The sequence below is a fragment of the Lutispora sp. QWL-02 genome (assembly GCF_058315355.1).
The window spans coordinates 1984915-2011369 of the sequence record NZ_CM177762.1 but is presented as its reverse complement, the minus strand read 5'-3'; the positions used below and the strand labels follow the sequence as shown (position 1 = coordinate 2011369).

Here is a 26455-nt window from a genome sequence, read left to right as displayed (position 1 = left end):
GCCGCAGATGATTTTCTCACCTGCGGCAGTTTGTTATTCTTTCACCAATTCTACTATGCTCTCCCTTAATACATTTTTTAAATAAGGAAAACGCTGCAATTGTTGAGCCGATGTTCGGCACTTTCTGCATTCTATGATACTTTCCACTCGAAATCCAACTTGCTCAGATAAATAAGCTAACAACAAATCCGTTGGAACTATAACACCAACATAAGCAGATTGATCAATAACTATATATGTTTTTTTGCCTTTTTCAAGGCAAAGACCGCACTGCCTAATTATTTCCTGCATGTCAGAAAAATACCCCTTAATCATATTAGGAACCTTTCTGGTTCGCGAGTCCCTTTTTCCAGTCTCTGCTTCTTTTATAGGAATCGCCTTTTCAATTTCTTCTGCGATAATATTTATATATTTATCTGACTCTTTTTGCTCTTTTACACCAACAAATGACCTTACCGCTTGCTTTCTAAAATCGTTAATCCCTTGAATATTAGTAGCAAAATCGCCAAAAACAAGTTCTAATTTATATGATTCGAAATAATCAAATGAATTCGGGTATGGTGGTGAAAAAATAATTGTCCCGGCCTTTAAATTCTTTGATTCGTAATTCTGTTTAAATATTTGATATAAGTTTTTAGCACTATCAGCAATACATTCTCCTTTGCCTTTTAAATTACTTGATGTAGATTCTAAATCGTTCAGAATTTCAATTGCTTTATTAATAAAAACATCTCTTACATCTGAGACCTTTGTGTTAACTGTTTTTAAACCATTACCATCTCTCCGACGGTTAGAAGAACTCTCAATAATACAAAGGAAAGCAGTTTTCAAAATCAATTGCACTCTCGTGTCACCTATGTTGTCTATATAATCTTTCAAACTGCAAAGCGTCTCAAAATTTCTTTGAGTGAAATACTTTTTTATGTCATCATATTTATTTGTCCTAGATGTTTTAAATTCTGGTAAATCCCTCACTAAACTTTTACATAATTGCAACTCATTTTGCGTGTATTGCTGCATTTTAACATTAGCTATAAACGCTGATAATGGATTTACGTCTATGCCAAATCCATAGTATCCATTAAGAACAGCAACCACAGGAGTTGTTCCAGATCCACTGAATGGATCAATTATTACTTCACCTTTAGCAGCACCAGAATCTCTAATTAACTCCTTTATTAAATTACCTGAAAACCCTTCTCGATAGCGAAACCATTGATGAAATGGTACGTCAGCGTTCTCGGAAAAATTTACAGAATTACTATATTTATATGATAAGTCTTTAATTTCATATCGACACTCTAATTGTAAAATAAACTGCTGTAATTCTTTACTTTCATATATCTGCCTTTCATTAAGAAGTTCTTTCATAGCATTACTGCTCCTTTTTGACCCATTTTTCATTAATGTAATTTAGCTTTTTCTTTAACAAATTATCTACATAGTCATCGGAATATGTTTCAACTTTAAGCATTTCCTCCTCGTTGTCAATATGTTCTACAATATATGCCATAAGCACGCAGACAAGCTTGGAGAATATTTTTTGATACAGCTCAGTGGTAGAATACCTTTTGCGTTTCTTATATAGCTGTTCAATCTGCATATCAATATTTTTCTCAATTACCTGCTGCAACGTATACCCATTAAGAACTGAAATTGCAGGGTTCTTTCCTTTAACAAACGAATATATGAAATCACCATGGATATTTCCTGCGTATCTTAAATGCGCAGTATTTTTATAAGATTTAATAAAATCTTGGAAGATTACTCCATCATCCGGAAGATAAAAGCCAGCCCTTGCAACAGCCTTCATCATTGCAATCCAAACCTTAATATTCTTATTGTTGAATGTAAAGACCATATAACCGCCGTCTTTCAAAACTCTATTACACTCTGCGTAGATTTTATATAGTAACTCCTCATAATCCGTTTCAGTCTTGGCCCCTGATACTTTTACCTTTCTATTGACAACTGCTTCTTCATCCTTAAAAATATAAGCATTTAATCCACTAAAGGATTCGTACCATGCATTCCAAACAGCTGATAATTCAGCATATTGTACGTTACTCCCATAAGGCGGGTCTGTTATTACTACATCGATAGATTTATCGGGTATTGGAAGATCACTTGAACTTCTGTTTAATACTAGATAGCCACCTTTTTTTCGTAATTCATCGAAAGAATGCGCCTCTTTACACCCTTCAGGTAAATTCTGCTTTGAATATTTAACTCCAGCAAGTATACTTTTTGCTCTTTTGAAAATGATATCTACAACGTTGGTTTCTACATATTGATTCGGAAGCCAATATGCGTGTTTGTCCATTGAAGTAGGGTTACCGTTTTCCCAATTATCTGTAACCCTTGTCATATTATTTGTATACCTCAATGCTGAGCTAAATAGAAAATATAGCATCTCAAATATATCCTTTGGTAATTCTGATTTTTTAGAAATAATATCGTTAAAAATAGAACAGTTTATAGCATAGTTTCTATCTGTAAAAAGATCCTTATATTCAGTAACACCTCGTTCTTTTAGCTTATCTTCATGTTGTCTATCCCAATCCATGGGTATCTCAAAATTAGGACTATATTTTAGCTTATTTACTGTATCTAATAACTCGTTATAATTGCAAATTTGCGTTTTTGAATCTATTGCCCTTGTTTTGATTTCATTGGTTGCATTCGATCTATAGCGCACACGTATCGGAAGACTACCATTTGGTATACCTTCAATCCTTCTAACTCCACTGTGACCCTCGCAAGATTTATTCGAACACTGATAAATGCCATTCTTTATTTTATTATCTTCTGTTAGAACTATTTCTTGACCACAATGAGGGCAAAGAACAATATACACCCATTCAGTCCATTCACAAATGCCACTATCATCACCAAAGTCAACAAAATACCATCTTTCATATTTCTCCCGAATCTGGCTACAGAAGTCTTCGTAAACTTTCTTTAATAGATCAATATCCCCATTGAACATCTGCATCCTTGTGATAAAAGTTGCTAATGGATTTATATCTACACCTATTACTTTTCTCTCTAAAGACGCCCCTTCAAAAACTGTTACTCCACCACCACAAAAGCAATCCAATATAATATCATTCTTATTTGAATAATGTCTAATTAAATTATTAAAAACATTATAAGGTCTTCTGGCAAAGTATTTATGCATTCTATATTGAGGAGTATGTCCTTTAGCTTCAATTGATTTCTTTATTGGTTTTACCTTTTTCATGATGTTCTTCCTTTCCCTCGTCCATTTTCTTTGCCCGAATTTCTTCTAATAAATCTTCCCTTTCCAGTAAGTAATCATATATGTCGACTGGAATTTCCCTCCGCTCACTAGCAGCTAAGTCAAAAAACTCAACCTTTTCTTCTTCACTTAACTGCAGTGCTTCTGCCAACGCATATTGAGTTTTCTTATCTGGAGGATTCTTTTTCTTTTTTATAATTTCACCAAGATAAACAGCCGAAATATTAGCTAAAGAAGCAAGCTTACTGTTAGTAAGATTTATAGCATCTCGTTTACTTACTAAAAATGAACTGAATGATTTATATTTCACCGATTAACCCCCATTCTATAATCTTTATGCTTTATGCTTTATGCTTTATGCATTTAGCTAATTGCTTATTATAACATTTTTTCTGCAAAAACGCAATGAATTTCTTCGATTCCTGATATCTATCCTGTCTCCTCAACCCCTACAAAAATAAGCGTTATCTAACCTGTCAACTCAACCCTATCACTTTCAGGGCAGTGGATATGTTACCGCAAACAATAAAAATAAGGGTTTCCTGACATTATCACCTCTGGCAAAGTAGCCGAGAGAAAAGCTCAATGTCTGGAAACCCTTTATTTACAGGCATTTGCAATTCTTCTATTTCTCAACCCTTGACATCAATACCACACACTCAACGTGTACAGTCTGTGGAAACTGGTCCACAGGCTGTATTTCTCTTACCGCATATCCCCGCTCCGACAAATATTTCAAATCTCTTGCCATGGTTGATGGATTGCAGCTTACATACACTACCCGTTCAGGTGCCATCTTTACTATGACCTCCAGCAGCTTTTCATCGCAGCCTTTCCGGGGCGGGTCCACTACGACCACATCTGCTTTGACGCCTTCTTTATATAGCTTGGCAATAACCGTCTCTGATTCTCCCAGTATAAATTCCGCATTGCCAACCCCATTGAGCTTAGCATTTGCTCTGGCATCCTCTATAGCCTGTCCGATGATTTCCACTCCATATACCTTTTTAGCTTTCTCGCTGAGGAATAAGGATATGGTTCCTATGCCGCAATAAGCATCTATGACTGTTTCTTCTCCTTTTAGACCCGCATATTCAAGGACCTTATTGTATAAAACTTCTGTTTGTACAGGGTTTACCTGGAAAAAGGAGAGAGGAGATATTTTAAACTTGAATTCTCCTATAAAATCATATATATAGCCTTCTCCGTATATGACCTTATTCTTGTCTCCCAATATCACATTTGTATTTTTCTTGTTTATATTCAAGATCACCGTTTTCAAGTTTTTAATGCTCTGCTTTAACGATTCCACCAATTCAATACCATAGGGCATATTGTCACCGTTTATGACTATGCACACCATGACTTCTCCGGTTTTAAAGCCTTTCCTCGTCATTATATGCCTGATCAAGCCATTGCCGGTGTTTTCATCATATATGCTGATTTTATGCTCATCTATGAAGTCTCTTATGACCTCAATCACTTCATCATTTATTTTATCTTGAATCATACATGCATCTGTATCTATTATTTCGTGGCTTCTGCCGGCATAAAAGCCTATATGTATTTTGCCGTCCTTTACTCCCACAGGGAATTGAGCTTTGTTTCTATAATACCAGGGGGCCTCCATGCCGATGGCAGGATGGACAGTTATACCCTTTAACCCCCCGATGCGCTCAACAGCATCTTTCACGAGCCTTGTCTTGTAATCCAGCTGCCCCTCATAATTCATATGCTGTATCTGGCAGCCACCGCATCTTCTCACTATAGGGCAGGGAGGCTCAGTTCTATATGATGATGGCTCAAGCACTTCCAGCAGCTTTCCATAGGAATAGTTTTTCAGCACCTTTACAATCTTCGTCCTTACTATTTCCCCGGAAATAGCTCCTTCTACGAATACTGTATAGCCTTCGATTTTACCCACTCCTAAGCCTTCGTGAGTTTGTCCCGTTATATTAATTATATAAATCCGATTCTTCTTTACGGTTGTTTTTTGCTCCATTCGGTTCTCTCCTCAATACAATTTCTTTTCTTAAAGTTTCTATAAGACCTATCATATTTTCCATTTCATCTTCCAATATATGTTGTCGATTTATTATATTATCTATTTTCATATGCAAATCTTCAAGTATTATTTCGGATTTCGTGTTGATCAGGTATTCGTTTTCTGCTCTCAGCCTGTCTTTTTGAGCCTCCCTGTTTTGACTCATCATTATGATAGGAGCCTGTATTGAGGAAATGCAAGCCAGTATGAGATTAAGGAAAACATAGGGATAGGGGTCAAATGGTTCTGTCAGAATCAATCTGGTATTTGCTATTCCCCAGGCTAATACAATGGCTGTAAATATTGCGATGAATTTCCAGCTCCCCGTAAATTCAGCCATCTTGTCTGCGGCCTTCTGGCTTGCTGTAAGCCTTTTGCTCAATTCAATGTTTATATTCAAAGACCGCCTATCTTTAATGAGATCATGAATTTTTTGCTCTCTTTCATATTCATCGGAGATAAGTATCTGAGAAATATCCTTAGTATCCAATAGTCTCACCTCTATATGTTCTTCTATGTATGCTGTTAACAATTGAAGCCTTTCTTATTTTTCTCAACATAGAGATGAGTTTATTCAAGTGTTGAATCATTGGGCAAAAAAAAGGCACCGTATCGGTGCTAAAAATTAGAATCAGTTACTTTTTGATTATTGACAGAATTTTTCTATTTAAACACTTCGGTTACTTTTTCCAGCATATCTCTTATGGGAAGCTCATAGGGACATCGGGTCTCACATATGCCGCATTTTTTACAAGCATCTGCCTTTACTTTGAAATTATTGTATCTTGTTACCGCCCAATCCTTGAGATCATATCTGCTGTAATATCCTTCCATGAGAAACATTATGGGGATATCTACTCCCTGAGGACAGGGCATACAATAGCCACATCTCCTGCAGAAGGTATTTCCCAGTTCTTTTGCAACTTTAACTATCTCGCTGCGCTCGTCTTCAGTCAATGCTATTCCATCCGCAGCTTCTGCATTTTCTGATACCTGATCCAAGGAATCCATGCCCGGTATCGCAATGCTCAAATATGGGCTTTCCAATATGAATTTCAAAGCTTTCCGTCCGTCTCTTAAGGCACCTCCGGCCATTGGCTTCATTGCAATAGTACCTATATTTTTTTCATGGGCTATTTTGAATATTTCCTCTGCCTGCCTTTCTACAACACTGAAAGGGAATTGAATGGTGGCAAAACATTCTGTCTCCAGGGCCTTCTCCATAATGGGAAGCTTATGGCTTGTGATCCCTATGTGTCTCACAACGCCTTCTTCCTGAAACTTTTCTAAAGCCTCATAGGCCCCGCCCTTACCCATGATCTTGTCGTATTCATCCAAGGAGCCCACATTATGAAATTGGTACAAATCTATATAATCTATTTGAAGATTTTTCAGTGATATTTCCACTTCGGACATCATACCGTCCCTATCTCTTGCCATGGTTTTGGTTGCTATGTATACTTTGTCTCTTTTTCCCTGAAAGGCCTTTCCCAAAAGCTCTTCACTCACTGTATAGCCTCTCGCAGTATCAAAAAAGTTGATGCCGGCTTCTATACATTTAGAGACGATCTTCTTTACTTCATCTTCACCTACATGTTGAATGGGTATGCCTCCAAAACCGATTCTTGAGACATTCATTCCTGTTTTGCCCAGCAAATTATATTGCATTGTTCACTGATCCCTCCATTATCTGCTTATACTCACGTGCGGAACGCATATACGGAACGCATACAATGCGTTCCCTGCTACACCGCCTTGGTTTTAAAAGAAAACAGCTTGTCATAAATCTCAGGATTAAATTTTTTCAGGTTTACAGGTCTGCCTTCCTTGTTTGTGAAGGCAGACACCGTCTCGCCCTCTGCCAGGATCTCCCCGTCCTCAGCCCTTACAAGCTGATAACTGAAAGATATTCTGGCTACCGTCATATCCTTTATACCGGTCTTTACAACCAGACAGTCGTCATATCTAGCCGGTATCCTATATCTGCAGTGGGTTTCAACTATTGGAAGCATGATTCCCGCATCCTCCATGTCCTTATATGACATGCCTCCCATTTCTCTTAGAAATTCAGTCCTTCCTATTTCAAAATAGACATAATAATTAGGATGGTAGATTATACCCATTTGATCTGTCTCGCCATATCTGGCTCTAAGGGTTGTTTCATGTATCATATATTCACCTGTCTTTCTTGATGAGGCCCATCAAAGACAATCACAGCACCCTTGCCCTGCCTCTGTATATTAAACCCCTGCTGCCGTCAACCGTGACGACCTGTCCGTCTGTCAAAATATCAGCAGCTTTTTCGACTCCGACCACTACAGGCTTTCCAAGCTCCAGACCTACTATGGCAGCGTGTGAAGTGAGGCCCCCTTCTTCCACAATAAAAGCAGCGGCTTTCATCATGAAAGGTATCATATCAATATCTGTAGCCTCAGCTACTAAGATATCGCCATCATTTACTTTATCGATTTCCTTTTCCCCATTTTTAATGATGCAAACTCTGCCTGTTGCGGCTTTATTGACTATGCCCATTCCCTTAGCAATGATCTCGCCTACTACATGAACCTTTATCAAATTGGTGGTTCCCGCTACACCCACAGGTATCCCTGCAGTAATAACAACAAGATCGCCATTGGCAATCAATTCTGCTTCCAATGCCTTATCTACAGAATGCTGTATCATCTCATCGGTGCTGTCTGTGGGAATTACCGTTACAGGAGCAACGCCAAAGCTCAAGCTCAATTTTCTGGCCACTCTTTCATCCGGAGTTGCCGCTATTATAGGTGCTTTGGGCCTGTACTTGGAAACCATCCTGGCTGTGGAGCCGGATTGGGTAGGAGTGATTATGGCGGAAGCCCCCAGATCCATAGCAGCTGCGCAGCTTGCATAGCTTATGGCATTGGTAACTGTTATATCATTATTTCCGTCACTTTTCACCAGTTTCTTTCTGTAGTCCAAAGCAGTCTCTGTTCTCTCCGCTACGGCTGCCATAGTGGTTACAGTCTCAAAGGGATACTTCCCTGCTGCTGTCTCCCCTGAGAGCATGACAGCATCAGTACCGTCAAATATCGCATTTGCAATATCTGTAACCTCAGCTCTGGTAGGCCTTGGATTGCGGATCATCGATTCCATCATCTGAGTCGCTGTGATCACCGGCTTGCCCAGAGCATTAGCCATTGCTATCATCCGCTTCTGCACAAGGGGTATGTCCTGAGTAGGTATTTCTACGCCCAGATCTCCCCTGGCGACCATCAGGCCATCCGAAACCCGCAGGATTTCTTCACAATTATCCACGCCTTGCTGATTCTCTATTTTAGAGATTATCTGGATATGATCTGCATGCCTTTGTTCAAGAATCCTTCTTATTTCATAGACATCAGAAGCTTTTCTTATAAATGAGGCTGCTATGAAATCTATATCATTGTCTATGCCGAAGCTTATGTCATCTATATCCTTGTCTGTAACTGCAGGAAGCTTTGATGTGGCCCCCGGAATGTTCACATTCTTTCTGTCGCTTACAGTACCGCCGTTCACTACCCGGCAGAATACATCAGTTTCATTCTTATCCGTGACAGTAAGCTCGATCAGGCCATCTGCAATAAGTATTCTTGTACCTTTGCTTACTTCGTCCGGCAAAGATTTATAGCTTATGCTTACAATGTCGTTATCTCCCTCGATATCTCTGGTTGTAAGAGTAAAGCTTTGCCCGACGACCAATTCCTCGGAACCCGTTTTGAACTTGCCCAATCTCACTTCCGGACCTTTTGTATCCAGCATTATGGCCACCGGCTTGTTAAGCTGCTGTCTCACTTTTTTTATACTGTCTATCCTCAGCTTGTGCTCTTCATGGGTCCCATGGGAGAAGTTCAGCCGGGCCACGTTCATGCCTGCTTTCATAAGCTTTTCCAACATTTCGGCACTCTCACTGGTCGGACCTATGGTACACACAATTTTAGTTTTTCTCATCATCTCACCCCGCTATATTGATAGTATCTTTGCCAACTCATACATATCCGTATTAAAGGTTTTTTTCATTTCCAGCGCTTTTCCAAAGTCTTCGCTTATGATTTTATTATCTCCGATGCCGACTGCCTGGCCGGATTCGCCCTGCAATAATGCTTCCACGGCTCTTGCACCAAGCCTGCTTGCAAGAATTCTGTCAAAGGCTGAAGGGCTGCCGCCCCTCTGAAGATAACCCAGTATTGTTACTCTTACTTCCATGCCGATCTTATTATGTATTTCTTCGGCTAGCTTTGTTGCCTTTCCCACTCCCTCAGCCAGCAGTATGATGCTGTGCAGCTTTCCCCTGTTTTTACCTTGCAGCAGCCTTTTGCAGACATCATCACAGGTGTATTCCACCTCCGGCACTATGATGCTTTCAGCACCTCCCGCCAAGCCTGAATACAGGGCAATATCTCCGGAGTTTCGGCCCATTACCTCTATTATGCTTATCCGTTCATGGGATGTTGTGGTATCCCTTATTTTATTTATAGCATCAAGCACTGTGTTCACTGCCGTATCAAAGCCTATTGTGAAATCAGTATAAGCCAGGTCGTTGTCTATAGTCCCCGGCACTCCTATGCAGGCTATGCCCTTCTTTGACAGCTCTTTGGCGCCTCTGAAGGACCCGTCGCCGCCAATTACAATTATGCCGTCGAAATCAAACACATCCGCAATATTTACTGCTTTTTTCAGTCCTTCTGCAGTCTGGAATTCTTCACATCTGGCAGTTCTTAGTATAGTTCCTCCCCTGTGGATGATATCTGCCACAGAAGAAAGGTTCATCTCTATGACATCTCCGTGTATAAGCCCGTTAAATCCTCTTTTTATACCATATATCTTTGCCCCATTATATATGGATGTCCTCACAACGGCCCTTATAGCTGCGTTCATGCCCGGAGAATCTCCTCCGCTTGTCAATACGGCAATGTTCTTCATCAAGTTTCCCCCTTTATTCTTTATTTTCAAAAAAAGAAGAGACCGAAACCACTGAAAGACACGGAATTTTTCACAAAAAACACAGAAAGATTTTTTATTTACCATTTCAATTTTTTAGAGGTTTTTGTTAATTATCCGGATTCCTCTTTTTATTGTTCATTGGTTTCTACATATAAAGCGCTAAACATTCTACAAAGCTGTCATTCCAGTTAAGATTATCGATTTCACTCAGAATGACGGCATACGCTTTTTTATTTATGAACAGTAACGACCATTATCAAACCTTCAGTGATTTTTTGTGAAGTTCAGTGACTTGACCTGGTTTCCGCCTCCCTGACCCCAGCGGTCTGCCTTAATACCCTGATTCATATATTATGTTTTGTGCTTCCTCAGCTTCGCCTTCCGGCACCAAAACCTCAAAATAACCATCTTCCTGAGCAGCCCCTTTGCTAACAGGCTGGATTTTCGTAAGCATGCCTTCCTGCGTCAGAAGCTGTTCTGTCTTTTCGGCCGATTTCTTGTTTTTAGCAATATATATTACTGTCCACATACATGATGCCTCCTTTAGTTCACGGACTATTCCCTAATCCTAAGTTTAATGTAATACTTAAATTATTTCAAGGCAACACATTGATCTCCACAAGTTTTTTTTAGTTCTTCAATCAGGGTATCGTTGATTGTGACCCATATGCTTCGCGGCGCCTGCATAACTCTTGAGCTTTGCTTGGCCTTTCTGGCTTCATCAACCACATAGACAGGTTGATCACCTCTATTTTTCTCAAGAATCTTTTTTACTGAGTTCAGCAGTCCCGGATTTTTTTCCGAATCAATTTTAATATACAGCTTTTCAAACATTTTGTTCTTATTAGGCAAGCTTTTATCGTCTTTATTTAAAAGGGAGATCTTCTCACAGATTATTTTTGCACTCTCCTCTTCTTTTATACTTATTCTGCCCTCTACCAGAATTATATTATCAGGCTTGAGCAGTTCCTTATAATTCTCATAGGTTTTTGGAAAGATAATCATCTCTATAGATCCATATAAGTCTTCAAGCTGCGCAAAGGCCATCATGCTGTTATTCTTTGTAGTTTTCGTCTTTATTGATTCTAATATGCCTCCCATTATGACTCTTTTTTCGTCCAGTTCAAAAATATCCTCGTCAACATCTATATTTTCTGAAGGTTCTTTTATCAATTCCGCTGTATTGATGCTCGTTTTGTAGTCCAGTTCTTCTTTATACTCCAAAAGCGGATGACCGCTGATATAAAGACCCAGCATTTCTTTTTCCATGGCCAGCATAATATTTTTAGGATACTCATCCAGGGCAGGGTAAATATCATGATTTATGGATATATCACAAATACTGTCATCAAACAATGATAGCTGACCCTTTATATTATTCTTTCTCTGATCATGGACACAGTCCATGAGCCTTTCATATACTGCCATGAGCTTACTTCTATATACGCCCAGGCTGTCAAAAGCACCGCATTTGATGAGACTTTCAACGGTACGCTTATTGACTACGCCCAGATCCACCTTATTGACAAAATCATGAAGGCTTTCGAAAATACCTTTTTCGGTTCTGTTTTCTATTATTGAATTGATAGCGTTTATGCCCACATTTTTTACTGCTGCCAGGCCGAATCTTATTTTGTTATCTTTAACTGCAAAGTTGACATCGCTCTCATTCACATCCGGCGGAAGGACTTCTATCCCCAGCTTCCTGCTGTTTAGAATGTATTCCGCCACCTTGCTGCTGTTTCCCATGACGCTGGTTATGAGGGCTGCGGTAAATTGCACAGGATAGTGATATTTCAGCCATGCGGTTTGATATGACACAACTGCATATGCGGCAGCATGGGACTTATTAAAGCCGTACTTTGCGAATTCCGCCATCTCATCAAATATTTTTTCGGCGGTACCCTTATCTATGCCGTTTCTGACACAGCCCGGAACTATGATGCTGCCGTTCTCATCAGTGATTCCGTTTATGAAATTTTCTTTTTCCTTTGCCATTACATCTGCTTTTTTCTTTGACATGGCTCTTCGGACCAGATCGGATCTTCCCATAGAATACCCGCCAAGCTCTCTAAACACTTGCATTACCTGCTCCTGATATATAGTACAGCCATAGGTGACGCTTAATATCGATTCCAGCTTGGGATGCAGGTACCTGACCAGCTCCGGATTATGCTTGTTCTTTATATATCTGGGGATCTGATCCATAGGCCCCGGACGATATAGAGAAACACCTGCTATGATATCTTCCAGGCAATACGGCTTCAACTCCTTCATAAACTGAGTCATTCCGCCGCTTTCAAGCTGAAATACACCGTAGGTTTCCCCTTCACATATCATCTCGTATACTTTGCTCTCATTATAATCAATTTTTGAAAGATCAGGCACATCCAGGCCTTGCTTTCCTATTATCTCCAGGGTATCCCTTATGACCGTCAGAGTGCGGAGACCCAAGAAGTCCATCTTCAAGAGTCCCAATTCCTCAAGGGTAGTCATAGGGAACTGGGTGGTAAGCACATCTTCATTCATCTGAAGAGGCACATAATTTGTAACGGCCTCTTTCGCTATGACCACTCCCGCAGCATGGGTAGAGGCGTGTCTAGGCATTCCTTCCAAAGCTCTGGACATATCTATAAGCTGCTTTATATTCTCATCTTCCTCATAAAGATTTCTCAGTTCCACATTGACATTCAGAGCCTTATCTATAGTCATGCCCAATTCCATAGGAATCTTTTTAGCCACGCTGTCCACCTGAGCATAGGGCATATTCAATGCCCTTCCCACATCCCTTATGGCAGCGCGGGCTGCCATTGTACCGAAGGTTATGATCTGTGCAACTCTCTCCTTGCCGTATTTTTCTACTACATAATCTATGACTTCCTGCCTTCTTTCATAGCAGAAATCCACGTCAAAATCCGGCATGCTTATTCTCTCGGGATTGAGAAATCTCTCAAATATCAGATTATACTTAATGGGATCAATATCCGTAATACCGATTGCATAAGCTACTATGCTTCCGGCTCCTGAGCCCCTTCCGGGACCCACCATTATACCTTTTTCCTTTGCAAACCTGACATAATCCCATACGATGAGGAAGTAATCCCCATAGCCCATCTTTTCTATTACGCCCAGCTCATAGTTCATCCTATCCTTAATCTCGTCAGTGATAGCTTCATATCTCTTGCTCATCCCTGTTTCACATATATGCCTGAGATAGGAATCCGAGGTATAACCTTGGGGAACGTCAAATTTAGGCAAATGCACCTGGCCGAAGGTAAAATCCAGGTTGCATCTGTTTGCAATATCTACTGTGTTATCTATGGCTTCCGGTGCATATTTGAACAGCTCATACATTTCTTCCGGCGACTTTATATAGAATTCATCGGTTTGAAACTTCATCCTGTTTTCATCATCTACAGTTTTGCCTGTCTGCACACATAGAAGCACATCATGAGCTTTGGCATCCTCCCGCTTTATATAGTGGACATCATTGGTAGCCACTAAGGGTATGCCCGTCTCTTGGGACATTCTCACCAGCTCCTGGTTTACCAAGGCTTGCTCTCTTATCCCATGATCCTGCAGCTCCAGATAGAAATTGCCCTCACCAAAGATATCCAAATAAGCCAGGGCTTCTTCTTTAGCCCTTTGATAATTTCCCTTTAATATGAATTGCTGCACTGAGCCTGCAAGGCAGGCACTCATAGCAATTATTCCTTCGGAATACTGTCTTAAAACCTTCATATCTACTCTAGGTTTATAATAAAAGCCTTTGACAAATCCGAGAGATACAATATTTGTAAGGTTTTTATAACCTGTCTCATCCTTTGCCAGGAGCACCAGATGGTACTGGTCGCTGTCCTGCTTCGGATCTCTGTCTTCCATCCCTCTGGTTGCCACATATACCTCACAGCCTGTTATAGGCTTTATGCCGTACTTCTTGGCTTGCTTATAAAAATCCACTACGCCGTACATGACCCCATGATCGGTTATGGCGACGGACTTCATTCCTAATTCCTTGGCCATCTCCATTATCTTGTCCAATCTGCCGGCACCGTCTAAAAGACTGTATTGAGTATGAACATGAAGGTGAACAAAATCTCTCATAATATCCGTTCCTTTCACGTCTTGTTGAACGAGACTTCATTCAGTGGGGTTTCAACTCCACTGAATGTTAGTCGAGTCCATGCTGGACTTAGCCGCCCTTAGACTCACCGCTTATAGCGGCGGAGTCTTAGGGCGGGCTAGTTCAGTGTTAACTATCTAATAATTTATATATATTTTTCTTGTACATTTCAACGCCCGGCTGATCAAAGGGATTTATATCCAATAAATAACCGCTTACTGCGCAGGCTTTTTGCATGAAATATACCAGGTGTCCAAAGCTATGCTCATCCAGAGAAGGTATCTGCAGAGATATCACCGGCAGTCCGCCTTCTTCATGAGCCTTCATAGCACCTTCACAGGCTGCTTTGTTTATATAGTTCAGCGTCTTGCCGCTTAAATAATTCAGACCGTCCAAATCATCGGCACAATATGGTATGCGCACATCCGCAGGCGGATTCTCTACGCTGATTATAGTTTCAAATAAATCTTTTCTCCCTTCCTGGAGATACTGTCCCATGGAATGCAAGTCCGTGGTAAACTGCAAGGTCGCCGGAAATATGCCTTTTCCGGCCTTGCCTTCGCTTTCTCCGAAAAGCTGCTGCCACCACTTCCCAAAATACGCCATAGAAGGTTCATAGTTTATGAGCACCTCTATGCCTTTTCCCATTCCATACAATATGTTTCTCAGTGCAGAATATTGGTAGCAATAATTTTCCTCCAGGCACGGATTATCATATATCCTATAGGCTTCTTCCGCCCCTTTTAGTATTTCATCAATGTCTATCCCTGCAGCTGCCATGGTGATCAAAGCTGCAGGAGTCAAAGCCGAATACCGGCCGCCGATATTTTCAGGAATCTCATAGCTTTCATAGCCTTCCTTCTCAGTCATCCCTCGCAATGCGCCTTCATTCTTATCAGTCACAGTTATTATTCTTTTCCTGACCTCTTCTTTGCCATGCCTTTTCTCCAGCAGCTCTTTGAGAACTCTGAAAGCCAAAGCTGTTTCCAGGGTCGTTCCGGATTTGGATATGACGCAAAGGCTGAAATCTTTATCCCCAATAGCATCTATAACAGACTGCAGATAGGCGCCGCTCATATTATTTCCGGCAAACAGTATTTGAGTTGAACCAGCGGATAATAATTCTACCGCTGCTCTGCTTCCCAGGTATGAGCCTCCGATGCCTATAGATACAAATATCTGTGAGCTGTCTTTAATCCTGCGGGCTGTACTTTTTATCTTCTCCAGCTCTTTTGCATCGTATTTTATGGGCAAGTCCAGCCAACCCAAAGGCATTTTGCCGTATTCGGCCTGGCTATGGAGAATTCTATGGATTGAATCGATCTTTTCAGCATATGAATTCAAAGCTTCTTTCTGAATATAACCTTCTGAATATCCTATTTTTATACCCTTCAATAGATACCCTCCTGAAAAATATGTTTTTTATCGGAACTTTCTTTCCCTCAATTTTTCAGCCAGCTCATCAAGCTTTCTCAGCCTATGATTGACCCCGGATTTGCCCACGGGGGGATCTATGGTCTCCCCTAATTCTTTAAGGCTCGCATCCTGATAGAGCAGCCTCGCTTCTGCAATATCTCTGAGGTTCTTGGGCAGCTTATTGAGTCCCATGCTTTCTTTTATATACTTTATGTTGTTTATCTGCCGCATGGCTGCATTTACCGTTTTGCTCAGATTTGCAGTTTCGCAATTGACTATTCTGTTAACATTATTTCTCATTTCTTTATATATTCTAACATTTTCTAAATCTAATAATGCACTATGAGCGCCTATTATATTGAGAAAATCAACGATATTTTCTCCCTCTTTAAGATAGACCACAAAATTGCTTTTTCTGACGACTATCTTTGCGTTCAATCCATAGCAATTTATGAGATTTTTAATATCCTCTGCATAGATCTCATTGCTCGTCACCAATTCAAGATGATAGGTCTTTTCAGGATCGCTTATAGAACCCCCTCCTAAAAAAACACCTCTCAAATAAGCTTTTTTGCAGCAATCATTCTTTATGATGGCTGCCGGTATTTTATAATTTATTTTATAGCCTCCTGCAGTTTCATTCATTATGGAGAGCTTTTTTAAAATATTCTCAGATGCCGCATCCGAATCTACTAAAAGAGTATAGCTGTAATTCTTCTTCAGTTGCTTATTTTTTGTCATGGACACTCTAGTCTGAATATCAAAATTATTTTTTATCAAGGAAAAAATTCTTCTTGCTATAGCTGCATTCTCTGTTGTCAGCTTTATACCTATCCTGTTTTGGCCCAGGATCTGTATGGTACCGTTCATTTTTATCAAGGCAGACAGTTCCGCTATCTGACAACAGGATTCTTTATCATTGATCTTAGCAATTTCATTTTTCACCTTTGATGAAAAGGACATGGAAGCACCACCTTTACTTGATTGTGCCTACTTTATTCAGAGGCCATAGTCTAAATACTGCTTTCCCTATTATATTTTTTCTATCTACAAAACCAAGAGAATCAGACCTGCTGTCCCTGCTTTCTACCCTGTTGTCGCCTAAAACAAAATATTTGTTATCCGGTGCTATCGCTTTACTGAAGTCATTTTCATAAGTAGGCACTTGTATATAGCTCTCTTCCAGCAATTTTCCGTTTATATATACAGAGCTATCTTTTATATCTATTTCTTCCTTGGGAAGACCAATAACTCTTTTTATCAGATCCTTGTGCTCAAGATTGTCATTTATGACCACTATATCTTCTCTTTTAGGAGCTCTCATCCTATAGCTCAGCTTAGATACTATAAGTATCTGGCCCTGATACAAGGTGGGCTCCATAGAAGGGCCTTTAACATATGCAATTTGAAAAACAAAGGTTTTTAGAATAAATGCAATCAAAAAAGCAGTTGCAATAAGCTTTATCCATGATATTATCTCATTCTTAATACTTTCGCTCAAAGTCATCTCTCTCCCTTTACTTTAAAAAATACTGTCCTTTTGTTCTTGGTTTATCAGCTTGAATATGCATCTTGACAGTGCATTATAGTCATGTCGTACATATCCTTTGTCGATCCTTACAAAGTCGTCTCCCACGACCTTGATCCCTTTTGCCGCTATATTGTCCCAATCTATTTCCACCGGCTTGGCATACTCGTCCATATACCTTAAGGCTGAATCTTCAGGTATCCTGCCCGAGTTTACTATTGCATATTCAATTATATCATGTCCTGCATGTTCATTTATAGCATTTATGTGATCCGACAAATCATATCCCAAGGTCTCCCCCTGCTGCGTCATCATGTTGCATATGTATATCTTCATCGCAGCCGCTTCATGGGCGGCTTTAGCTACACCCTTAACCATGAAATTCGGTATGATGCTTGTATAGAGGCTGCCCGGGCCTATGATCACCGCATCAGCTTCCTTTATAGCCTTCAAAGCTTCAGGCATGGCCTCGCATTCTGCGGGCTCCAGATACACTCTTTTTATTTTCTTATTGCTGCTGATCTGTCTTATAGGTATCTGGGACTCTCCTTTTATAATAGTTCCATCATCTAATTCAGCGAAAAGAGTGATGTCTTCCAAAGTCACAGGCACAACTCTGCCTGTGACAGCAAGAACATTGCTTATCTCTCTTATGGCATTATCAAAGCTTCCGCATATATCATTCAAAGCCGCAATAAAGAGGTTGCCGAAGCTTTGGCCGCGCAGGCTGCCTTCTTTAAACCTATACTGCATCAAGCTCTCCATAATGGGCTCCGTATTGGCCAAAGCCAGAATGCAATTCCTTATATCTCCGGGAGGGAGTATGCCCAGATCATTCCTGAGTATTCCCGATCCTCCCCCGTCATCAGCCACAGTCACTATGGCAGTTATATTTGAAGTGTAAGCCTTAAGGCCCCGCAGCAGTGTGGAGAGACCTGTTCCTCCACCTATAGCCACTATTTTAGGGCCTCCGATAGCCCAACCATTATCCTTAATCAAACCTCCAGAAGCCTTCCTTTCCAAAATCATCTTCCCCCATCACTAACAGTTTCCTTCTTCATCTATATCTCTATGCTCCACTATCACCCTATGATCCTTCTCCCTCAGCTTTTGGCTGAGCAGATTGGAAATGGTGACGGAGCGATGCCTGCCGCCGGTACAGCCGATGGCTATCACCAGCTGGCTTTTACCTTCTTTTATATAATATGGTATCAAAAACTCCACCATATCCAGGAGCTTCTCCATAAATATTGAGGCCTCAGGCCATTTCATCACATACTCACGCACATCTTCATCATGTCCGCTATGCCTTCTCATGGATTCAATGTAATATGGATTCGGCAAAAACCTTACGTCAAAGACCAGGTCACCATCCAAAGGAATTCCATATTTGAATCCGAAGGAAATAATATTTACAATAAGCTTCTCATTCTTTCCTCCTTCCACAAAAAGATGGACTATCTCCTGTTTCAGCTGTGAAGTGCTCATATTCGTAGTATCGATTATATAAGTAGCTTTCGCCTTTATTTCCTCCAGCTTTTTTCTTTCAGCTTTTATGCCCCTTATTATCCTTCCGTCACCTGCCAGAGGGTGCATTCTTCGGCTGGTCTTAAACCTCTTTATCAAAGTCTCGTCGGAAGCCTCTAAAAATAGGATATCATAGTAAAAGCCTCCTTTCTCAAGTTCATCTAAGCTTGACTGAAGCTGATCAAAGAATTTTCCTCCTCTGATATCCGTAACTATAGCGATCTTTTCTATACTGCCCCTGCTCTGGCTGCATATATCAGCGAACTTTGATATAAGTGCAGGAGGCAAGTTATCTACGCAAAAAAAACCTAGATCCTCAAGGAACTTAACGGCTTGACTTTTCCCTGCTCCTGATAAACCGGTTATTATAACAAATTTCAATATATCTCCTCCTTGAACGAGAGTTCATTCAGTGTTGAACAGCGATTAAGAATCATACGCATTGATGATCTGAGCACCGGTCAATCCTGCCGATTCTGCCAACTCTGCGGCATTTCTGAAATTGCCTACATCCTGGGGTGTATGAGCATCGCTGTTGATCACAAATTTGACGCCATGGCCTGCCGCAACCCTCAGATAATCCACAGTCATTATATTGCTCTTTGAATTTATCTCCAGTGCAGTGCCCACTTTTGCCGCCGCCTCAGCCAAACGTCCTGTATCCATAGATATTCTGGCGCCAGGATGTGTAATAATATTTACCTTGTACTTCTTTATGGCATTTATCATTATATCCGTATTGGACTGCCTCATTTCCTCTGCCATAGCTTTGTTAATCCTTGAAATATAATTTTTCCCATAAAGGTTAACAAAGCTAGGGATTCCCTTTAATACCACCATCATGTGATATCCCAACAGCACGATATCCATATATCTCATCGCTTCATCATCCAGATCTATGTGCCCGTCTCTGCTGATTATATTGCATTCCATGCCGAGGAGAACTTTAAAATCCTTATATTTTTCATTGATCTCATCTATTTCGGCTCTCATCTTTTTTATATTCTCTCTCTTTACGCCAAAACTGAAATGCCTAAAGCCGTGATCGGTAATGGCTATTTCTTTCAAGCCTTTTTCTCTTGCCGCTGTAACATTATCCATTATTGTTCCCGTGCCATGGCTGTAAATAGTATGAGTATGATAATCTGCAAAGAGCTTTATCACATGCGACACCTCTTCATGTTTAATTTAATTATATACTACTCTTAGTATTATCAAAAGGCAATTTTGAATGCAGCATGAAATGAGAAAGCCACAGAGGACTGCCTGCCCTGTGGCCTATGCTTATTCAAACCTGCCTATCAGTTTGATTTCCGTTTCAAGCTTAACCCCGAATCTCTCATATACGGTTCTTTGTATGTGCTTGATCAGATTGTATATATCCTTTGCGGCAGCATCACCTGTGTTTACGATAAAGCCGCAATGCTTCTCGGAAATTTGAGCTCCCCCGATGGTATAGCCTCTCAATCCGGCATCTTCGATAAGCTTGCCGGCGTAATAGCCTTCAGGTCTCTTAAAAACGCTTCCTGCGCTTGGCAGGTTCAATGGCTGCTTGCTCTGCCTTCTATCCGTATATTCGTCCATAAGCATTTTAATATCCGCTTTATTAGCTTTTTTCAGTTTTAAGGTGCATCCCAATACTGTATAGCCGTATTTCTCAACCGCGCTCTTCCTGTATCCAAATTCCATTTCTTTATTCTGAAGAACCCTATATTCAAGATTTGAATCCAGTACCTCTGCTTTTTCCACTATCTCTTTCATTTCTACACCATAGGCCCCTGCATTCATAGATATGGCCCCTCCGATAGAACCGGGTATGCCGCTGGCAAACTCCATGCCGGATAAGGAGTGGCAGGCGGCTATCTTTGCCGCCTCAGGCAGTTTGGCTCCGCACTGGGCAATGAGTCTGTCCTCCATTATTTCAACAGCGGACATTTTATCGCCGAGCTTTATAACCGCTCCCCGTATTCCTTCATCAGACACGACCATATTGGTTCCATTGCCCATCAAGATATATGGTATGCTATTTTCTTTCACATATTTGATGAACTCAATGAGTTCCCTTATATTTTCAGGCTCAAAAAAGATATCCGCATTTCCCCCCACCTTGAAAGAGGTGTAATCCTTCATTGGCTCGTCATACTTTACGCTAGAAAATAAATCATTAAGCTGCAAAACTAATCCTCCTCTGATATATACCATTAATCAACTTCCAGTTTTCTTATAATCCCTATTGGGGTTTGTTCCGAGCACTGGCCCAGAGGATTGTCCTTCAATATGCCTAAAAGCCCTTTCCTATCCATTATCTCCTTGGAAGTTCCCAATATATTTCCTCCCAGATCATTTATATCGACTATCGCAACTTCAGCCTTTACGCTTTCGCTTATCTGCCTTGCAACCTTATCAGGGTTCTCCGGCCCCAAAACTACATATCTGTTATATGGCGGCAATGTGTTTGGCGTAGGTCCGTCAATAGAAGATGCCTTGTATCCGGCTATCCTGTAAAAATCTCCTCTTCGTCCTATGAGCTTCCCTAAAAAACCTACAACAGCGGCAAAAAGTATCTTAACAACTCCGCATTCTCTCAAAGCCATCTCCATAGTCTCAGGTATCCCCAGTCCTATGCCGGCTTTTGTCTTGGTGACGTACCTGGATAAAAATCTGGCTAAAGGTCTTGGCTTGATTTCATCCAATGGAAAAGCCCTGCCTTGAGTTATGGCCACGGCTTTTTCACTGATAAACACTATATCCTCTTCCTTTAAAATCTCCTGGGTATATTTCTTTACCACATCAGCAATATTGTCTTCTTTCATTATTACATGAGTCTTAACCGGTATCCTTATGTACTTCTTATTATTATATTCAATAACAGGCTGCTTTTCCTTTTCTCTGCTTTTCTCTTCCGACATATTATCTCCTCCGATTACCTATTTCCTGTTGTTCTAACTGATAACCAGTTCACCTATGCTTTATTGCAGTGAACAATTGTTACTTAATTATACAACATTATGCTGCCGGGTATCTATATAATTATTTGACAATATTTTATGTATTAATCATTCTGATATGAAAAATATTTATTTACCTGAGTTTTCATATCTTCCAATGCCTTTTCAGGAGATTTTCCGGAGTTAAGCATCTCTTTGATATTATATTGTATAACTGCATCTATTTCCTGCCAATTCTTATGCCTTGGCAGGTTTTCAGCATAGCTCAGTTCCCTGTTGATGGCATACATGGCATCATCTCCACCATATATCATGCTGCCTGATTTTCTTGGAGAAAAGTATCCGAATTTCGTTAAGTCCTGAGTGAAGCTTGCATCGGTGATATAATTGATAAGCTCTGCACAGGCTTTCCTTTTCAACGGGTCTTCCTGTTTAAACAAACCATAAGAATAGTATATATCATTCATATATACAGGCATTTCTGCTTCTCCCCTGGGATAAGCGGCTACGGCAAGGTCGATTCCATATTGGCCGCCTATGTTCTTGATGTATTGGGCCATCCATGCATCAGCGAGCAAAACAGCACATTGTCCTGACAAAAAAGTGCTGAAGGCCTGGCCTTTGCCCATCTCTCCGAATTGCGGGTGGGTCACCGCATGCTTATGCTTGAGCTCATATAGCTTTTGCAAGCCTTTCAGGGCTATGGGACTGTTGAATATGTAATTTCCGCTGCTATCAATGAACTGGGCCCCGTCACTCATCAAAATGCCTGTAAGGTTATAGCATCCCGGGTCAATATAGCCGTTGAGACCATAAGTGCTGCCTGTTCCTTTTCTGTTTCCCTTATGGGTAAGCTTTTTCAGGCTATCAATAAACTCCTCATAAGTCCACTGGCCATCCTTCGGAAGCTCTGCTCCTCTTTGCTCAAATATGCGCTTATTCAGCAGCAAAGTATAGCCTCTGGCAGCCCATGGTATGCCATAGACATTGCCTCTATAGCTTACGGATTCCAATGCCTCTTTATCAAAATCATTTTTGTTTGCATCGGTTATATACTCGTCCAAAGCGTCCAAAAGTCCGGAAGAAATAAAAAACCAATCGCTGCCCACAGGGGCAATATCAGGATGTGCCCCTATCTTTGCAGCCGCCATCAAAGTAGTTCTGCCGTTTTGTATATCCAGAGGCCTGAATTCTACGTAAACTCCCGGATTCTTTTTTTCAAATTCCCTGATCCTTTTTTCTATCCATCCGAATCTGCTGCCGGTGGTCGTGTCCAGATTGGGATAATCCCAGAATCTTATGATTCCTTTCCACTCCGGTTCGTTAGTCTTAGGCTCATAGCTTTTTCTGTAGTCTACGGCATATCGCTTAAATATAGCCGGTCCTGTAAAAATATATATGGTCATTATAATGCATAAAAAAAGAGTGACAGCTCTTTTCATCTTCATTAAAACACTCCCTTTGGCTTCGTGCTTCCGGTTTCGAGAGCCTGGATTGCTCGCACAGCATACATATTCTCTCCTTAATTTATATTCCGGCAGAAGAAGAAATAGCACAAAAAAACAAAATGACAGGTATTGCTACCTGTCCTGTTCATCCTTTTCTACCTTATAGTTTACATTCGCATAGGGATTGTTTTGATCGTAGTTGTCCACCGGCTCTTCGGGTATTATAAATGCCGCTATGATATATGCAAGAAGGATTGGAAGGCCCGCACTCAAGAAGAAGAAGGCAACCCATATCAGCCTTACTATGGTTACATCAATATCAAAATAATCGGCCAAGCCGCCGCATACCCCGGCCAGAGTCTTATTATGTCTCGATTTATACAATTTTTTGTTCATATCATTTACCTCCAATTAGCGCTTTTAGGTGCTTCTGTAACTATATACGGCAGTCTGTTGGAAAAGTCTTATTTATTGAAAAAATTATATATATTTTCTGCTGCTTTTCTATTCATGCCTTTCACAGCCCCCAATTCTTCAATAGACGCTTTCTTGATATCCTCAATTCCCTTGAAATGTTTGAACAATGCTCTTTTCCGTCCGGGACCTATCCCTTCAATCTCATCTAAAACTGACTTTGCAACTTTTTTCTGTCTCAGGCTCCTATGGTATTCTATGGCAAATCTATGGGCTTCATCCTGCATAACAGCTATCAGCTTGAAAGCTTCGCTTCTCGCAGGTATTGCTATCTCATTTTCATGATATATCAGTCCCCTGGTCTTATGTCTGTCATCCTTTACCATGCCGCACAAAGGTATTGAAATATTCAGCTCCTTCAATACTTCTGTGGCAGCATTCACATGTCCTAAACCGCCGTCAATCATAATAAGATCAGGAAACTCAGAAAACTTTCCATGGGAATAGTCTACCTTTTCTTCATCAAGCTTATTCCTTTCTTCAATGCCATGAGTGAATCTCCGACCTAGTATCTCCCTCATGCTCCCATAATCATCCTGACCTTCAAAGCCCTTTATCTTAAATCTTCTATAATTCTTCTTGGCAGGCTTGCCGCCTTCAAATACTATCATGGAGGCCACATTGTCCACTCCTTGAATATTCGAAATATCAAAGGCTTCAATCCGATAGATATCCTCACCGATATCCAGATAACCTGCCAGTTCTTTGCAGGCTTCTGATATTTTCTTTGCTTTCTCGGATTTCTCCATCTCCAGCCTCAGATTTTCCTCCGCATTGCTGCGGGCCATCTGCACCAGTTTCCTCCTATCTCCTCTCTGGGGGGCAATTATGCTGACCTTTGAGCCCCGTTTTTCTCCCAGCCATTCCTCAATCACTGCCTTTTCCTCAAACTCATCAGGCACGAGTACGGTTTTGGGTATATATAAGACCTTGTTGTAAAACTGCTTCAAAAAGCTGCTTATTATTTCACTTCCGTCGCTGTTTCCAAGGTCAGATAAGAAGAAGGTTTCCCTTCCGATCAGCTTTCCTTTTCTTACGAAGAAAGCCTGGATGCAAACAGTTTCGACCTGCTCAGCATAAGCAATTATATCCTGATCCTCCAATCTAGAGGATATTATTATCTGTTTTTCACTGATTTTCTTAAGCGAGTCGATCTGATCCCGCAGCTCCGCAGCCTTTTCAAAATCCAGGCTCTCCGCATATCCCGCCATTTTTCCCTGGAGATCCTCAAGCAAATCCTGCTGCTTTCCTTCAAGAAAAAGGCATACTGATTTAACTATCCTGTTATATTCTTCTTTGCTCACTTTCCCTGTGCAGGGCGCTATGCATCTTTTTATATGAAAGTTAAGGCAGGGCCTTTCTTTGCCTGCAATCCTTTCAATATTTTTACTGCAGCTCCTTATGGGAAATATTTTGGAAACCAACTCAATGGTCTGGTTTACCGCCCTTCCATCTGTATAAGGTCCAAAATACTTTGCTCCGTCTTTTTTTACCTCTCTGACCTTAAGGACTCTGGGGTAGCTTTCATTGAGGGTGACCTTTATGTAGGGATATTGCTTGTCATCTTTGAGCATCACGTTATATCTGGGCCTATGCTTCTTGATCAGATTGCACTCCAGTATCAATGCCTCCAATTCGCTGGCGGTGATTATATATTCAAAATCCCGGATATTTTCCACCATAGCATAAACCTTGGGAGGCTGGTTTCTTGACGCTTGAAAATATTGCCTTACTCTATTTTTTAGATTAATTGCCTTTCCAACGTAAATAATATGATTATCCTCATTTTTCATTATATATACGCCCGGCTTATCAGGGAGGTTTTTTAGTTTTTCTTCCAGGTTTATCATGAGCTTGCCCCTTTTCTTATACTAAAGCTTTGTTTGATTTATTTTTAAATTTTATATATAATCATTTTATCTGATATGGAGGTGTTATACTTGTCTAATTCTATGAAGCTTGTAGCTTTTATACTTTCTTTGTTTGTTTTTCTTATAGGTTCGGTTGTTTTCAATATGATACTGGGAATTACTCCTGCCGCCCAGAATGAAACAGGGCTCATGCCTGTAATCGCGGGTTATTTGAATATAATGATTAGCACTATGCTGCTGGTTTTTTCCCAAGCCATTTTTCGCTTTAAATATACCCAAAGACAGATGAAAAAGCTTGGTCATTATAATATTGTAGGGGAGTATTATATAGCTCCTTTCAGGCTGGTCGACAGGCTGATAATATATGTCTTCCCCTCAATACCTGTAATCTATCCTTTTTTCAGAGGAGAAAGGCTCAATAAATACACCCTCTGGAGCATAGCCTTGCTTTTTATATTCATTATTATAACAGAAATATTGTTTAATTTGTTTAATAAATCAATGAAGATTGTGGTAACGGATAAAGGAGTGGCAGTAACCGGATATGATCTGCGCCTCGAACTCCCCATCAGCGCAAACTATCCCAGTTCCTCGGGCTTTTACCCCTTTGAAAGAATTGAAGGCTTCAGATATATGAAAAAAAAGATAACCCTTTATCAGACCTACGACCTTGGCCCCATAACCATCACTGCTCCAGAGGATGAAATCAAGAAGATAAGAGGGCTTCTGCTCCAGAACCACGTGCCGGAGAGCAAGCTGAGCGGCGCCAAGCACAACGGATAGACACCAATTATACCGTTGCTTCAACATTTCTGGGAGTATGGTAGAGTAGGGAAGTGAAATTTTTCACTTCCC

The 26455-nt window shown here is 40.6% G+C and carries 23 protein-coding genes; 1 reads left to right on the top strand and 22 read right to left on the bottom strand.

The window, feature by feature from the left end:
- Nucleotides 1-33: 33 nt before the first annotated feature.
- The 22 genes from AC4HCY_RS09240 to uvrC form a co-directional block, all read right to left on the bottom strand.
- A complete protein-coding gene (locus AC4HCY_RS09240) occupies nucleotides 34-1371 on the bottom strand; it encodes a DNA methyltransferase (protein WP_024400921.1) in 1338 nt (445 codons plus the stop codon).
- 4 nt (nucleotides 1372-1375) lie between these two features.
- A complete protein-coding gene (locus tag AC4HCY_RS09235) occupies nucleotides 1376-3244 on the bottom strand; it encodes a DNA methyltransferase (protein WP_024400922.1) in 1869 nt (622 codons plus the stop codon).
- The gene (locus AC4HCY_RS09230) at nucleotides 3210-3572 is read right to left on the bottom strand and encodes a helix-turn-helix domain-containing protein (RefSeq protein WP_024400923.1); all 363 of its coding nucleotides are present in this window, start codon (nucleotides 3570-3572) and stop codon (nucleotides 3210-3212) included. The genes AC4HCY_RS09235 and AC4HCY_RS09230 overlap by 35 nt, the downstream gene beginning before the upstream one ends.
- A 315-nt stretch (nucleotides 3573-3887) precedes the next feature.
- Nucleotides 3888-5264: a 23S rRNA (uracil(1939)-C(5))-methyltransferase RlmD gene (gene rlmD, locus AC4HCY_RS09225; protein WP_491095911.1), complete on the bottom strand. Its 1377-nt coding sequence runs from the start codon at nucleotides 5262-5264 to the stop codon at nucleotides 3888-3890.
- Nucleotides 5218-5796: a DUF1003 domain-containing protein gene (locus tag AC4HCY_RS09220; RefSeq protein WP_333783322.1), complete on the bottom strand. Its 579-nt coding sequence runs from the start codon at nucleotides 5794-5796 to the stop codon at nucleotides 5218-5220. Before AC4HCY_RS09220 ends, rlmD begins: the two co-directional genes overlap by 47 nt.
- A 173-nt stretch (nucleotides 5797-5969) precedes the next feature.
- Nucleotides 5970-6974 (bottom strand): aldo/keto reductase, encoded by a 1005-nt coding sequence (locus AC4HCY_RS09215; RefSeq protein WP_323432522.1) that lies wholly within the window; start codon nucleotides 6972-6974, stop codon nucleotides 5970-5972.
- Between the two features lie 77 nt (nucleotides 6975-7051).
- Nucleotides 7052-7477: an acyl-CoA thioesterase gene (locus AC4HCY_RS09210; protein WP_491095910.1), complete on the bottom strand. Its 426-nt coding sequence runs from the start codon at nucleotides 7475-7477 to the stop codon at nucleotides 7052-7054.
- Between the two features lie 40 nt (nucleotides 7478-7517).
- Entirely contained in the window at nucleotides 7518-9272 is a 1755-nt protein-coding gene (pyk, locus tag AC4HCY_RS09205) for a pyruvate kinase (RefSeq protein ID WP_491096102.1), read from the bottom strand.
- A gap of 12 nt (nucleotides 9273-9284) precedes the next feature.
- Nucleotides 9285-10244 (bottom strand): 6-phosphofructokinase, encoded by a 960-nt coding sequence (gene pfkA / locus AC4HCY_RS09200; RefSeq protein ID WP_491095909.1) that lies wholly within the window; start codon nucleotides 10242-10244, stop codon nucleotides 9285-9287.
- A 352-nt stretch (nucleotides 10245-10596) separates the two neighbouring features.
- A complete protein-coding gene (locus AC4HCY_RS09195; protein ID WP_323432518.1) occupies nucleotides 10597-10794 on the bottom strand; it encodes a hypothetical protein in 198 nt (65 codons plus the stop codon).
- 62 nt (nucleotides 10795-10856) lie between these two features.
- Complete coding sequence (locus tag AC4HCY_RS09190; RefSeq protein WP_491095908.1) at nucleotides 10857-14369, bottom strand: DNA polymerase III subunit alpha; 3513 nt, start codon at nucleotides 14367-14369, stop codon at nucleotides 10857-10859.
- A gap of 148 nt (nucleotides 14370-14517) precedes the next feature.
- Nucleotides 14518-15783: a glucose-6-phosphate isomerase gene (locus AC4HCY_RS09185; protein WP_491095907.1), complete on the bottom strand. Its 1266-nt coding sequence runs from the start codon at nucleotides 15781-15783 to the stop codon at nucleotides 14518-14520.
- Nucleotides 15784-15810: 27 nt separating this feature from the next.
- Entirely contained in the window at nucleotides 15811-16767 is a 957-nt protein-coding gene (gene whiA / locus AC4HCY_RS09180; RefSeq protein WP_323432515.1) for a DNA-binding protein WhiA, read from the bottom strand.
- A gap of 13 nt (nucleotides 16768-16780) precedes the next feature.
- Nucleotides 16781-17305, bottom strand: a complete 525-nt coding sequence (lepB, locus tag AC4HCY_RS09175) for a signal peptidase I (protein WP_323432514.1) — start codon at nucleotides 17303-17305, stop codon at nucleotides 16781-16783.
- A gap of 21 nt (nucleotides 17306-17326) precedes the next feature.
- Nucleotides 17327-18361, bottom strand: coding sequence for a gluconeogenesis factor YvcK family protein (locus AC4HCY_RS09170; RefSeq protein ID WP_442916715.1), 1035 nt, complete (start codon nucleotides 18359-18361; stop codon nucleotides 17327-17329).
- A 12-nt stretch (nucleotides 18362-18373) separates the two neighbouring features.
- Nucleotides 18374-19240, bottom strand: coding sequence for an RNase adapter RapZ (gene rapZ, locus AC4HCY_RS09165; RefSeq protein ID WP_323432512.1), 867 nt, complete (start codon nucleotides 19238-19240; stop codon nucleotides 18374-18376).
- 45 nt (nucleotides 19241-19285) lie between these two features.
- Nucleotides 19286-20020 carry a PHP domain-containing protein gene (locus AC4HCY_RS09160; protein WP_442916717.1) on the bottom strand — a complete coding sequence of 245 codons (735 nt, stop codon included), beginning with the start codon at nucleotides 20018-20020 and terminating at the stop codon, nucleotides 19286-19288.
- Between the two features lie 123 nt (nucleotides 20021-20143).
- Nucleotides 20144-21061 (bottom strand): UDP-N-acetylmuramate dehydrogenase, encoded by a 918-nt coding sequence (murB, locus tag AC4HCY_RS09155; RefSeq protein ID WP_491095906.1) that lies wholly within the window; start codon nucleotides 21059-21061, stop codon nucleotides 20144-20146.
- Nucleotides 21061-21768 carry a coenzyme F420-0:L-glutamate ligase gene (locus AC4HCY_RS09150; protein ID WP_491095905.1) on the bottom strand — a complete coding sequence of 236 codons (708 nt, stop codon included), beginning with the start codon at nucleotides 21766-21768 and terminating at the stop codon, nucleotides 21061-21063. The genes murB and AC4HCY_RS09150 overlap by 1 nt, the downstream gene beginning before the upstream one ends.
- A gap of 143 nt (nucleotides 21769-21911) precedes the next feature.
- Nucleotides 21912-23255: an extracellular solute-binding protein gene (locus tag AC4HCY_RS09145; RefSeq protein ID WP_491095904.1), complete on the bottom strand. Its 1344-nt coding sequence runs from the start codon at nucleotides 23253-23255 to the stop codon at nucleotides 21912-21914.
- A 132-nt stretch (nucleotides 23256-23387) separates the two neighbouring features.
- Complete coding sequence (locus AC4HCY_RS09140; RefSeq protein WP_323432507.1) at nucleotides 23388-23651, bottom strand: PspC domain-containing protein; 264 nt, start codon at nucleotides 23649-23651, stop codon at nucleotides 23388-23390.
- Nucleotides 23652-23719: 68 nt separating this feature from the next.
- Nucleotides 23720-25579 carry an excinuclease ABC subunit UvrC gene (uvrC, locus tag AC4HCY_RS09135; protein WP_491095903.1) on the bottom strand — a complete coding sequence of 620 codons (1860 nt, stop codon included), beginning with the start codon at nucleotides 25577-25579 and terminating at the stop codon, nucleotides 23720-23722.
- A 90-nt stretch (nucleotides 25580-25669) separates the two neighbouring features.
- Here uvrC and AC4HCY_RS09130 point away from each other — a divergent pair, with 90 nt between their 5' ends.
- Nucleotides 25670-26383 (top strand): hypothetical protein, encoded by a 714-nt coding sequence (locus AC4HCY_RS09130; RefSeq protein ID WP_323432505.1) that lies wholly within the window; start codon nucleotides 25670-25672, stop codon nucleotides 26381-26383.
- Nucleotides 26384-26455 lie beyond the last annotated feature (72 nt).